Origin of the sequence: Methanosarcina hadiensis (assembly GCF_046529725.1) — an archaeon.
Classification (GTDB): domain Archaea; phylum Halobacteriota; class Methanosarcinia; order Methanosarcinales; family Methanosarcinaceae; genus Methanosarcina; species Methanosarcina hadiensis.
The window spans coordinates 4,288,592-4,302,162 of record NZ_CP136241.1 but is presented as its reverse complement, the minus strand read 5'-3'; the positions used below and the strand labels follow the sequence as shown (position 1 = coordinate 4,302,162).

The following is a 13,571-nucleotide window of genomic DNA, read 5'->3' as shown; positions in this document are numbered from 1 at the left end:
CCTGATATTAGCATCCGTATATAATCTGCTTTTAGAGTTATATCATAAGAATGATACCCAATTTATAGTGAAAATATTACTAAGTCTACTGCATGTAGTTATTTTCCATATTATATAATATTTATTCAAATGAGAATGGCAAATCTAACATTGCAATCCAGTTAGGGAGAATTTAGATATCAGAACTCTGTAAATTTCACCTGTTTACCTGAAAGATATTAGACTTAATATTCTGAGTCATTCAAAAATGATATTCTGAGCCATTCAAGATTTAATATTCTGAGCCCTTTAAACTTATTTTATCAGCTATTGAACCGAATAACGAACTCAGTCCCCTGATCCCTTTTAAGCTCGATGCAGCCATCAATCTGTTCAACAAGAACAGTTATTAACTGGAGGCCCAGCGAATCTGTTGTTCGGAAATCCATTTCTTCAGGGATTCCTTTCCCGTTATCCGAGACAGTCAGGATATAATTAAATTCCTTGCTCTCCAGGCATTCCCTATCTGAATTAGGGTGCTCATCCGCAGTATCAGGCTTCCTCCCTTGCAGGCTTATACGGATTTCTCCTTCATTTTTACCTGAGAAAGCATGTTTTAGAGAATTTGACACGAGTTCATTGACAATAATTCCCAGAGGAATCGCAGTATCCATGCCAAGACAGACCTTTTCAACCTCAAGTTTAAGGCGTATTCCATCCTTGCCCACTCGATATGAGTTAAAAAGGTCTGCAGTTAATTTCTTCAAATAATCCGCAAAATCAAGGGAATCCAGACTTTCTCCCCCATGAAGTTCTTCATGGATCATTGCTATGGATGAGATCCGGTTCTGGCTCTCCCTGAAAGCTTCAATTACCTCTTTGTCTTCGAATTTTTCTGCCTGCAGGCTTAAAAGGGATGAAATTACCTGAAGGTTATTTTTAATCCTGTGATGGATCTCTTTTACCCTGATACGGTCTATTTTTTCGAGGGCTTCTTCAGCCATTTTACGTCCGGTGATATCATAAATCAGACCCTGGAATTTTCCTGAGTCCTCAGAGCTGTTCTGGACCTTCTGGATGATTTCACGAACCCATTTTGTCTCTCCGCTTTTTTTGCGGATTCTGAATTCATTCTCAATTACAAGTTTAGGATTTAACTTCAGTTTTTGCCAGTATCCAGAAACCAGATGCTGGTCTTCAGGTAGAATTATTTCCATCAGATCCACTTTTCCAGAAAGGATTTCATCGCTTCCGTAACCTGTAATTTCCTCAACCGATCCTTCCATTGTTATCGGTTTAAGGTTTTCATCAAGCTGAAACCCTATCCCGGGAAAATGCTGTGAAAATGAATGGTAGTTTTCCTGATCTTTACTTTCTTCAGGCATATTATTTCTCAGTTCTGAAGTCCTGTTTACTCCTATCATCCTGCATATGTGGTTATATTCTTCCCCGAGAAAAATTGCTTTTTGCCTGAAGTCTTCTTCCCTGTGTTTCAATTCCCTGAATAGAAGAGTGCACGGCTCTTCAAATCCAATACCTACTACTGCCTGGTAAATCAGATAGAAAGAGAGCAGCTTGAAGTAATGGCCTGTGATATTGGGGAATTCAGCTACATGAGACTGCAGGGCAAAAGATAGCTCTCCAAAAGCTGCAAGGAATATGGATGCTGCAAGCAGTCTGAAAACCTTGCCTTCGAAATGGTCCCTTTTTATATAAAGGGCTATCAGGGAGCAAAAAAGAATAAAAGAAATAACGTATTCACTCAGAAGTTTGAAAGGGGTAATTCCCGAACCCTCAATGTAACCTGCCGGAAAGTTTCTGAAAAAGAAAATTGAAAGGAGGCAGAAAATAGTAATTATCCCATATACGAGAAAGACTTTCCAGGCAAAAACAGAGCCCTCAGCAGATTTTACGGATCTGTTTTCGAAATCTCTGGCTGCACCCTCTCCGGTGCGTATAAGGAATAAAGGGGCAATCAGGAAAGAAATACTTTCGAGGTATCTTGCAAGTATCCACAGCTGGACCGTCAGGTTAATACCAAAGCCATGGAATACCTCCATTCCCCTGAAAGTAAGGGTATGCAGAAAGTCAACGCTTCCGATGAAGAAGAAAGCAACCCCTATAAGGATAAGGTACCTGTTTTCCAGGCGGGCTCTTGATTTCCATACTATCAAAAATATTACGTATGCCACATAGACACTGAAGAGTTCTACCAGAGTATGAAAGAGCAGATAATTGCCAAGGCTGATTAAATAAAGCAGACCAATTATAGCGATCCAGACTGCTGCCTCATAAAGCCCAATTTTAAACGTATTCCTGTTAATGTACGTTATGCCCAGCGCCCCCCCTTAAGCACTATCTGGAATATTAATAGATTTCATAGAATAAAATTGCATTGAAACATACCCATCAGGTAATAGAAGGCAGAACCTCCTTAGAAGGCAGAACCTCCTTAGAAGCAGACCCTTCCAGTACGTGATATCCAAAACTATGGAAGGAGAAAAGATAATTAAAACTAAAATAAGAAGAAGCCCGAAGGCATTACACCCTTTTCTGGATCCCCCAATACAGCAGCTCCGATAATATACCCATAACAATACAGGTTCGGAGCAGAGTTAATAACCTTCAGGCATTTCTTTACTTACTTTTCATACCCTCTAACTTTCTAACTCCACAAATATAACATTATATCATTAGATATTTTAAATTTATTAACTAAAAATTTTTTTAGGAACAAAAAATAGTTTCATACAGAAAATTTTAAAGTAATTACAAAGACAGATATGATTTGTTAAGCTGAAGTACCGCCCAGCTAAAGTACCCGGGAATTTTCCTTTCATCCAGATATTATTAATTTAGACCTTATCACCCTCTGGATTATTAATCAGACAGTACTGTTTTCCATTAACTCTTTTAAATTAACTATCAACCCCCTGAACCTTAAATAAAATCATATGATAGTTTAAGATTTAATTTATAATAGTCTATACATTTAAGGATTTAAACATAGATACTATAAACCAACATAACTCATCTTATGAATTAATCCATTTAATACGGAATCCATTTAATAAGGGGTTGAAGGGAATGATGGCAATTTTCAAAGATCGGGTGGATGCAGGAAAGCGGCTGGCAAAAGAACTTTCAAAATACGCAAACCGTCAAGACGTGCTGGTACTGGCACTTCCGCGGGGAGGAGTCCCGGTAGCTTTTGAAGTCGCAAAGGAACTGAACGTAAAAATGGATATTTTCATAGTACGGAAACTGGGAGTTCCGGGCAACGAAGAACTGGCAATGGGAGCAATTGCATCCGATGATATCCGTGTTTTAAATGAGGACATTATAAGGTCTTATCAGATACCTGACAGAGTTGTTGCTACGGTAGCTGCAAACGAACTCAGGGAACTGGAACGCAGAGAACGCAAGTATCGTGGAGATCACCCCAAACCGGATATTAAAGGTACGACTGTAATCTTAATAGATGACGGGCTTGCAACCGGAGCAACAATGCATGCAGCAGTTGAAGCCCTTAAAGCCAAACGTCCGGCTAAACTGGTTGTTGCAGTCCCGACGGCTTCCCCGGATACATGCAAATTCTTTAAAAATATAGTTGACGAAATGATCTGCGCTACCACTCCTGAGCCATTTTATGCGGTAGGAGCCTGGTATGGGGATTTCAGCCAGACCACGGATGAAGAAGTTTGCAAGCTGCTGGAAAAAGCAAGGAGCTTTCCATCGAAATAATGCTTCAGATACTCGCTATTCATAACGATTTTATTCGTTAGATTTCCATGCAATAGACTTCTTAAATCTATTGAATTAAGGATAAAAAACTAGGCTTTTACTGGAAGAGCTATAAATAAAAGGGATAACAGAAAATCGTTCGCAGGCGGTGAAGTTTAGCGTTTCTTCCATCAATGCTGTAAGAGTCTGATCCAGCAGGAATAGCGATATAAGCCTTTGGGGGGTCTTATTGGCTGGCACAGATGATAATAGGGATTACAGTAACCGTCCGGAAACCTCTATTGAGCCTGACAGGTCAACCAGAGGGAAAACAGAGCTGGCAGATGAAAGGACAGAACTGGCAAATCACCGTACATTACTGGCTAATGAGCGTACATTCAGTGCATGGATTCGTACCGGGATTGCGTTAATTGGCGGCGGGTTAACGGTAGCAGAATTGCTGGACGGTGCAAACGATGTTTTGCCAAAGATAATAGGTATAATCCTTATAATAATGGGGGCTGCTGTCTGTGTTATGGCTTTATGGCGCTATAACAGTGTATCCAGGATTTTAGGGAAAAAAGGAGTACGGGTTACTCCGAAGCTGGTCACTTTCATTCTGGTTGGGGGGCTGCTTCTTGTGACACTTCTGGTACTGGTATTCATTCTTATTGAATAACAAAATTAGAATGAAGCCATAGAAACACAAAACCCGTAATTAATGCTGCTCAACAGTAATATTCACAGACTTCGCTTCTAAACGGTTTATTCCGCATTTATAAACGGCAGGCTTCCAGCTGGTCTCTGTTACGCGATGAAATAAATTGTACAGGCCGATTATCCTTTCCATTAGAAAAAGGGAAACAATTCAGGGGGTAAGAAATTGTCGCAGGTAAGGAAACTTACTATCCTTCAGATGAATGATAGTCACGGATACATAGAGCCTCATCCGGAACTTTACCGGAGGGGCAGTGAAGAGTTTTTTAAAACCGCAGGTGGTCACTCCCGTATCGCAGGGTTATTCAAAAAAATTCGCGAAGAAAATCCCGGAGGAGTAATAACCCTTGATAACGGAGATACAATACACGGCACCTTTCCTGCTGTAAACAGCAGAGGTAATTCTCTCGTACCGGTCCTGAATAAAATGGGATTTGATGCTATGACGGCACACTGGGAATTTGCCTATGGGCCGAACCATTTTAAAGAATTATCTATAAGACTTGACTACCCGGTGCTTGCCATTAATTGCTACGAAAAAGACAGTAATAAGCTATTTTTCCCACCTTACCGTATAATTGAAAGGAGCGGCCTGAGAATCGGCATAATCGGGATCGCATCCAATATTGTTGATAAAACCATGCCCGAGTCCTTTAGCAGAGGAGTTTATTTCACTCTGGGCAACCGGGAACTGCCTGCACACATCAAGAGACTGCATGAGCACGAAAAAGTTGATCTTATTATCGTCCTGTCGCACCTTGGTTATCCTCAGGACCTGAAACTGGCTAAGGAAGTACGGGGCATTGATATACTGCTGAGCGGGCACACTCACAACCGCCTGTATAAAGAGGTAACGAGCAACGGGACCATAATAATGCAGTCCGGCTGCCATGGGTCCTTCATCGGAAGATTGGATTTGCTGGTAAAAGAAAGGAAAATAACAGATGTCCGGCATGAACTGATAGATATAGATGAATCGCTTGAAGCGGATAAAGAAGTTGGATTAATTATTAACAGGTTGATGAAACCGCATAGAGAAATGCTTAATACCGTAATAGGGCATACGCAAACTGCCCTTAACCGTTACCGGATTTTAGAATCAACAATGGATAATTTACTTCTCCAGTCCATTACCGATGCCAGCGGCATAAATCTGGCTTTTTCCAATGGATGGCGGTATGGTGCTCCCATACCTCCAGGCCCAATAACAGTAAATGACCTGTGGAATATCGTTCCCACCGATCCTCCAATTTCAACATGCGAGATTACAGGGTCCGAACTGTGGGAAATGATGGAGGAGAATCTGGAGCATGTGTTTTCATGCGACCCTTATCAGCAGATGGGCGGATATGTCAAACGCTGCCTCGGTCTTAACCTTTATTTTAAAATAGAAAACCCGGCAGGCAAAAGAATACAGGAATTTTATGTCAACAACGAGAAACTTCACCCGGACAAAATTTATCACGCTTGCTTTTTAACATCTCAGGGAATTCCGAAACATTTCGGCAGAAACCGCGAAAACCTTAATATTACTGCTATTGAAGCGCTCAAAAGGTACCTGGCAAAACATAAGCCAGCCACAGCAGAACTTATGGGCACAGTGATAGCCATTTGATCAATATATACTACCCTTAATGCATGTCGAGGAAAAGAAATGTATCGGGAAAAAAACCTCATCTTCACTCTATTAAGATGATCCAGACTATTTAACTGTATGCGGTGATGACTTATAACATGCAGTTAAATGATTTGTTTGGAAAAAAGATGGAGGTTATGCCTGAGACATAATTCTGCCAGGGCAGAACTTATGCCTGTTACGGTTAGGGGGATACTATGAAAGATTCGTTAAGTATGGGAAAAAAGAGTATCGAAGTCCAGATCCCGATCGGCCCTATACATCTGGAAGGTAGCCTGGATATCCCTGAAGGAGCCAGGGGAATTGTTGTTTTCGTACACGGAAGCGGAAGCAGCCGCCATAGTCCGCGAAATCAGTACGTTGCAAAGGAAATGCAAAGAAGCGGCCTTGGAACTCTCCTGTTCGACCTTCTGACAGTTGAGGAAGAAAGAATCGATATGATGACGCGTCATCTTCGTTTTGATATCGAACTCCTTTCAAAGCGGCTTATTGATGTGACAGGATGGCTCTTAAGCAGGCCTGACACTAAAGATCTGAATATAGGTTACTTTGGCGCCAGTACAGGTGCAGCAGCCGCATTAATAGCTGCAAAGGAGCATGCAGATACTATAAAAGCAGTTGTCTCGAGAGGAGGAAGACCTGACCTTGCCGAGAGTGCCCTGATGTATGTAAAGGCACCTACACTGCTTATTGTAGGCGGAAGGGATACCCAGGTAATAGATATGAACCAGTGGGCTCTGGACAGAATGGTTATACTGGAAAAGGAGCTTAAGATAGTCCCGGGTGCTACCCACCTTTTTGAAGAGCAGGGAGCTCTGGAAGAAGTTGCCAGGTTAGCCGGAGAGTGGTTTAAGAAATATCTTTCCGAAGAAAAATAAAAGCCTTGAAAGAAAACCCGGATAAAAACAATTAAAAACAATTAAAAAGATAAAAAAATGATAGATAGAGCTGTGGATTTAAGATGTGAAAGAAAAATAGTAACATAAGAAGCTATAACCTCAAAAACTGAGAAAGAGAACATTTATATTAATCAATAACTTACCTATATTTTCCAGCAAAATGTATGTAATAAAAGAATCAAGTTTAAAGTTATGAAAATAAACTGCAGCTTTCTGAGAAATTATGAAAGGGACTGATAGTACAGGAAATGAAGCAATTTCTCGCTCCGAAGAGACTGAAGGCACCCGGTATTCCCGGGCAGTTCACGTGACAAAAGTTGGGATGGCTTCAAACATTTTGCTTACAGGCTTCAAGTTTTTTGCAGGCATAATGGGTAACAGTTCAGCAATGGTTGCTGATGCTGTCCATTCCATGTCAGACTTCATGACAGATATCGCAGTGATAGCAGGCTTGAAAGTTGCCGGAAAACCTGAAGACAGCACGCATAATTACGGGCATGGAAAAATAGAAACTCTATCTGCCGCATTCATAGGACTGGTACTTATTGCGGTGGCTTTCGGAATATTCTGGGGTGGACTCCAGAAGGTTATTGCCTTTTACCAGGGAGAAATGCTGCCGGCTCCGAGTAAAATTGCTCTCCTTGCAGCAGTCCTTTCAATTGTGACAAAAGAATGGCTTTACCGATATTCAATGGTGTATGCCCGGAGACTCAGGAGTGATGCTCTTACTGCAAACGCCTGGCATCACCGTTCTGATGCTTTCTCTTCCATAGGAACAATGATTGGAATTGGGAGCGCAATTATTCTTGGAGGCAAATGGGTGGTGCTCGATCCCATAGCTGCCGTCATATTGAGCTTCTTCATTTTTAAAGTGGCATTCGTCATCTCATATAAAAATCTGGACGAATTACTGGAAGCTTCACTGGATTCGGCAACTTACAGAAGCATTGAGGAGATTCTGGACTCCACAGAGGGTGTGCTTGGTTTCCATGAATTAAAAACAAGGAAGATAGGAAATGCGATGGCTGCAGACGTACACATTGAAGTGGACAGAAGCCTGAATATTGTGGACGCGCATGAAATTTCAGTACAGGTTGAGAAAAGGTTAAAAAAAGTTTGCGGCCAGAACGGTTATTTCTCAATTCACGTAGAGCCCTGTCCTGACACTAAACATGAATACGAAAAAAATAAGAGGCAGGAATTCTTTTAAAAAAAGCATATTATTTTTTAAATAAAGATCATTACTAATCTTTTTACTAATAAAAGGAGTTAAAGATTATTATTGATCATTTACTGACAAAAGGAATTAGACAACTTTGTTAATCATTTTGCTGAGATAAGAAGTTAAAGATCATTATTATTTTTTTACTGATAAAAGAAATAGTCCCATATTGAAAAGGTAATTGTAGCCTGAATGAAAAGACATTATGTCTTGACTACTTTTGATGGGTTTATTCCCAGTATAAACTTTGTTCCCCGTCCCCTTTCCAGTTTGATACAGCCATCTATCTGTTCAACAAGGATATTCACGAGCTGGAGTCCGAGGGATTCAACGTTTTTGAAATCAATTGATTCCGGAATGCCTTTGCCGTTGTCCGCTACTGTCAAAGCATAATCAAAGCCCCTTTCGCAGTCCGCATCCCCAGCAGAGTGTTCTGATTTTGAAGCAGATTTTTCAATTCTGCGGAGACTTATATAAATTTCCCCGTTCTTCTTTTCAGGGAAAGCATGCTTCAGGGAATTTGATACCAGTTCATTAACAATTATTCCAAGAGGAATTGAGGTGTCCATATCGAAATTAGCCTGCTCAAGGTCAAGCTTCAGGTTTATTTCATCATCGCCCACACGGTACGATTCCATCAGGTCTGCAGTCAGTTTCCTAAGGTAAGCTGCAAAATCAAGAGTATCCATATCCTTACCTCTGTACAACTCCTCATGAATTAAAGCCATTGAAGCTACCCGGTTCTGGCTTTCCTTGAAGGAATCAAGCATTTTTCTGTCGCTGAACTTTTCAGCTTCGAGACTGAGCAGAGACGAGATTACCTGCAAATTGTTTTTAATCCTGTGATGGATTTCTTTTATGCGAGCTTCCTCAATTTTTAGAAGAGCCTCTTCTGCCTTTTTACGTCCGGTAATATCATGGACAAATCCCTGAAACTGCCCGGGAGTTTTCGATTCTCTCGAGAAATTCTGGAGGACTTCCCTGACCCATCTTATTTCTCCGTTTTTTGTCTTTATCCGGTATTCGGTTTCGGCGGACAGACCATGATTTGAGGTTAATCTTTCTATATTCTCAAAAATTAGAGGCTGGTCTTCAGGCACGACTATTTCTGCCCATTTGACCCTGTGAGAAAGAAAATCCTCTTTACTGTATCCTGTAATCTCTTCAACAGCTCCATCTATGAAGACCGTCCCTGAATGTTCGTCAAACCTGAAGCCTATAAGGCCTTCGATATTCTTCATCAGTGAAGAGTAATCGCTTTCCTCTTTTTGAGGATTCCTGGCTGAAGGCATACCCTCAGGTTCCCCTGCCTGCATACCAAGCATCTTGTAAATGCGCCCCTGATCATCCTGAAGAAAAAATGCCTTTTGCCTTAAAGCCTCTTCATTCTGTTTAAGCTCTCTGAAGAGGATATTGAAGGGTTCATTGAACCCTGTCGAAACTACTGCCCTATAAACAAGATAGAAAGAAATTAGTTTTAAATAGTGTCCAATAGCAAACGAGAATTCATCTACATACGTAAACCTGGTAAAAGTCAATTCCGATATAGCTGTCAGGGTTATGGAGGCTGCAAGCAGCCTGAAAATGTGGGTTTCAAACCTGTATCTCTTTAAATAGAGGAGAATCAGTGAACAGATGAGAATTAAAGAGATTATATATTCACTTATAATTTTAAAGGAAGTTGGCCCTCTGCCTTCTATATAAGAGACCGGAAAATTTCCGAAAACAAAAATTGAGAGTAACAAAACAAGAGTAACTCCGGCGTATGCGATAAAGATTTCCCAGGCAAACCTGATTTTTTCAACAGGAACAGTATCTTTTCTTATGCTCCATTCCCCTGAATCCGCCAATAGCAGGGAAGCTATAAGGAATGATATGCTTTCCAGATACCTGGAAGCAGTCCATAGCTGAGTGGGAAGGTTTGTGCCGGACCAGAGAAAGATACCCATCCTCTCAAAGGATAAAGCATGTAAAAGGTCCAGTGTCCCGATAAAGAAATAAGAGATTCCCAGTAACAGAAGATATCTGTTTTCCAGAAAAGTCTTTGATTCCCAGGCAACCAGAAATATAATATATGCAATTATGATGCTGAATAACTCTACAAGTGTATGGAAAAGAGGGTTATTAGTAAGGCTAATCAAGTGGAGCAATCCTATTATGGCTGCCCAGAAAATTATCCTGTAGATTACGGTCCGATTGTTCTTTCCTGCCCCAATTAACACAATTACCCCTATCAATAGTGTTTTTGTATGCAGAGGAACTACTAATTTTATATTATTTATATTATATTGTGCTTATAAAGCACATTAGAAATAATTTGGATACGGAATAGCAGTTACAGTTAGAATAGCAGTTACAGTGCCGGATAAAATAGAGAAAAAATTTTTTAAAAACTGCCTTGCAGAAAACCTGATACAATCATAATCAAATGAAGAATTGTAAAACTAGTATTCAGAAATCTTCTTTTTTACTGATCCGTATTATGAATTCAGTTCCTTTATCCTTTTTAAGCTCAAGCTCTCCGTCCAGCTGGTCTATCAGTGCACTTACCAGTTGAAGGCCCAGTGTATCGGGATTTTCCATATCAACATTCTCGGAAATACCTATCCCGTTGTCAGAGACTACAACACAAAGACCAGGCCCTTCTAATCGTTTATGCTCAATTATGTCAGGCCTGTTTTCGCTTTCTTTCCTGGAACTCAACCGAATCTGGATTTCGCCACTTTTCTTTCCGGGGAATGCATGTTTAAGCGAATTTGAAACAAGCTCATTGATAACAATTCCCAGAGGAACTGCCGTATCCACATCAAGAAAAATATCTTCCTGAAGGTTTGTTAGGAGACTCACTCCGGGATGATCAAGCCTGTAAGTTTTAAAGAGATTGTCACTTAACTTCTGGACATATGCTGCAAAATTCAGGGTTGTTGTGCCTTTTTCCTGATAAAGTTCTTCGTGGATAAGAGCCATTGATATAATCCGGTTCTGGCTTTCCCTGAAAGCTTCTCTGACAATCTCGTCTTCAAACTTTTCAGCCTGCAGATCCAGCAGAGAGGAAATCACCTGAAGGTTATTTTTAATCCTGTGATGGATTTCTTTTATGCGAGCTTCTTTCATCTCAGTAAGGGCTTCTTCTGCATCTTTTTTTTCGGTAATATCGTAAACTGCACCCTGGAATTTGTCTGGTTTTCCATCTTTTCCCGGAATTTTTTGGTATAACTCACTTACCCGTATTACTCTTCCATCTTTACGCTTGATTCTGTACTCAAACTCAGTGTTATAGGCATATGGAGAATTTTTTATCCTCATTATCTTTTTAAGTATAGCAGACTGGTCATCAGGATGAACCATATCCTTCCAGGAAATCCGATTGGACATAAAATCTTCTTCACTGTATCCGGTAATCTCTTCAACAGCCCCATGAACAAATTCAGGATTGAGGTTTTCGTCCAGCTGGAAAGCTATTCCTTTGAAGTTCTGTATAAATGAGCGGTATTTTTCTTCACTTTCTTCTAACTGCTTGCGGATAAGTTTCTGTTCCGTAATATCCTTGACCACACCAAGAACCCTGTAAACCTCACCGTTATGGTTTAACAGGTAAGTCCCGGTGTCCTCGACGTCGATGTAAGTTCCATCTTTTTTTCTGAGCCTGTATTCCACACGGTCCCTTCCACCGGTTCTTCTTGCTTGCATGAATCTATTAAACACATACTCCCTATCCCCAGGATGAATGTGCTTAATCCAGTCGCCCAGATCAAATTTCATGGCTTCCTGTTTGCTGTACCCGAAGACCTCCTCAACAGCCCCCGCAAGAGAAAGCTTATTTTTTTCAAGATTATTATCGTATAAAAACTGCCCTGTCTGTTCGGTAACGATTCTATATCGTTCTTCACTTTCCTCCAGAGCTTTTTCTGACAATCTAAGTTCCGTAATTTCCTGAAGAACCGTAACAAGCCCGAGAACTTCCCTGTTTTCATTTTTAATGACAGACTTATTTACAAGAAACACTCCAGTGGTACCATTTGCAAGCGTTACTTCCTGTTCATGAGTTTCATTTTCTCCGGATCTCAAAAGTTCCATATCTGATTGGTCCCATTCTCTGCAAATATCCGTAAAGCTTATTCTACTTTCCGTAGACCTTTTATTAAATGACTCTGCAAACTCCGTACATATTCCAGGCAAAGTATGCCCTATGATCTCTTCTTCTGGAAGACCGAAAATATGATCAGCATAACTTTTATTGATACCGATAAATACCCCGTTTTTATCTTTATAAGAAATGGGATTGACCATTGTATCGGTTATGCTCTTAAGAAGCCGGTAATCGACCTTAACTGCCGGTTTTTCCGGTCCTTCATCAGATCCTTCATTTATGCGTGCAGGAGCCTTATTGCAGGACTTGCTACCTTTAACCTGTAGTTTTTTAATCCCCTTACCTGCCAGTCTTGAAGTTTGCTGATTATTTGCCATACACGCCCTTTTCTCCCGCTCATCAGGTTCCTGCTTTAAGTAAAGGATAAGGATAAGCTCTTGAAACTCTCAGGTCAAATCGCCGGTAAACTCTGGAAACCCAATTATCAATAAACAGGATTTCAGACTTTGTAGGGAACGAAATATATTCTCCTTAATCCTATGTTTTTTATAAATTTATATTTATACACTGCACAGTTCTGTTACTAAATTAACGATTACGAGCCAAACTTCGAACTGCATATCCGCGTTAAGGGGAGAATTCAATAACTGGTTGATTTAAAAAACGTGGGCGGCGGACAGACTGATGGGACAAAGTTAAAATAATTCAGGATAGTGAGATACAAAAGTTAGAAATGTTTGCATTTAAAGCCATTAAGTTTGAATTTAAAGCCATCAATAACTTAAATAGATAAACTAATATTAAATTGGGGAAAAATATGACAGAAGAAATAAGAGTAGGGGAAACCATCCAGGACTTCCGGTTAAGGGACCAGAAGAGAGAAGAAATGCATCTTTATGACCTGAAAGGAAAGAAAGTCCTCCTGTCTTTTCATCCACTTGCCTGGACTCAGGTCTGCGCGCAGCAAATGAAATCACTTGAGGAAAACCATGAGCTTTTTACTGAGCTGAATACAGTGCCTCTTGGCATAAGTGTGGACCCGATTCCTTCAAAAAAAGCCTGGGCAAGGGAACTTGGAGTTACTCATATAAAATTCCTCTCGGATTTCTGGCCGCATGGGGAGGTTGCCAGAGCGTACGGAATATTCAAGGAAAAAGAAGGCGTCTCCGAAAGAGCCAATATAATTATTGACGAAAACCAGAGAGTAATCTTCTTCAAGAAATATCCGGGACATGAACTTCCTGATATAAAAGAGATCACAGAGATCCTTAGAAAATAAGTAATTCTAAAAAGAAAGCTTTTAAG

At 40.4% G+C, this 13,571-nt stretch carries 9 protein-coding genes; 6 read left to right on the top strand and 3 right to left on the bottom strand.

The window, feature by feature from the left end; genetic code table 11:
- Positions 1 to 302: 302 nt before the first annotated feature.
- Positions 303 to 2,171 carry an MASE3 domain-containing protein gene (locus tag RSJ42_RS18485; RefSeq protein WP_410508675.1) on the bottom strand — a complete coding sequence of 623 codons (1,869 nt, stop codon included), beginning with the start codon at positions 2,169 to 2,171 and terminating at the stop codon, positions 303 to 305.
- A gap of 895 nt (positions 2,172 to 3,066) precedes the next feature.
- Between RSJ42_RS18485 and RSJ42_RS18480 the strand changes: the two genes are divergently transcribed.
- From RSJ42_RS18480 to RSJ42_RS18460, 5 genes are all read left to right on the top strand, one after another.
- Entirely contained in the window at positions 3,067 to 3,723 is a 657-nt protein-coding gene (locus RSJ42_RS18480) for a phosphoribosyltransferase (RefSeq protein WP_410508674.1), read from the top strand.
- A gap of 229 nt (positions 3,724 to 3,952) precedes the next feature.
- Entirely contained in the window at positions 3,953 to 4,381 is a 429-nt protein-coding gene (locus RSJ42_RS18475) for a YidH family protein (protein WP_410508673.1), read from the top strand.
- A 204-nt stretch (positions 4,382 to 4,585) separates the two neighbouring features.
- On the top strand, positions 4,586 to 6,034 hold the full coding sequence (locus tag RSJ42_RS18470; protein WP_410508672.1) for a bifunctional metallophosphatase/5'-nucleotidase: 1,449 nt from the start codon (positions 4,586 to 4,588) through the stop codon (positions 6,032 to 6,034).
- 218 nt (positions 6,035 to 6,252) lie between these two features.
- Positions 6,253 to 6,933, top strand: coding sequence for a dienelactone hydrolase family protein (locus RSJ42_RS18465; protein WP_410508671.1), 681 nt, complete (start codon positions 6,253 to 6,255; stop codon positions 6,931 to 6,933).
- A 244-nt stretch (positions 6,934 to 7,177) separates the two neighbouring features.
- Positions 7,178 to 8,164: a cation diffusion facilitator family transporter gene (locus RSJ42_RS18460; protein ID WP_410508670.1), complete on the top strand. Its 987-nt coding sequence runs from the start codon at positions 7,178 to 7,180 to the stop codon at positions 8,162 to 8,164.
- A 215-nt stretch (positions 8,165 to 8,379) separates the two neighbouring features.
- Here the strand turns inward: RSJ42_RS18460 and RSJ42_RS18455 are convergent, their stop codons facing one another.
- Both RSJ42_RS18455 and RSJ42_RS18450 read right to left on the bottom strand, forming a co-directional pair.
- Positions 8,380 to 10,398, bottom strand: a complete 2,019-nt coding sequence (locus RSJ42_RS18455; protein ID WP_410508669.1) for an MASE3 domain-containing protein — start codon at positions 10,396 to 10,398, stop codon at positions 8,380 to 8,382.
- 229 nt (positions 10,399 to 10,627) lie between these two features.
- The gene (locus tag RSJ42_RS18450) at positions 10,628 to 12,643 is read right to left on the bottom strand and encodes a PAS domain S-box protein (RefSeq protein ID WP_410508668.1); all 2,016 of its coding nucleotides are present in this window, start codon (positions 12,641 to 12,643) and stop codon (positions 10,628 to 10,630) included.
- A gap of 440 nt (positions 12,644 to 13,083) precedes the next feature.
- Here RSJ42_RS18450 and RSJ42_RS18445 point away from each other — a divergent pair, with 440 nt between their 5' ends.
- Positions 13,084 to 13,545, top strand: a complete 462-nt coding sequence (locus RSJ42_RS18445) for a peroxiredoxin (protein ID WP_410508667.1) — start codon at positions 13,084 to 13,086, stop codon at positions 13,543 to 13,545.
- Positions 13,546 to 13,571 lie beyond the last annotated feature (26 nt).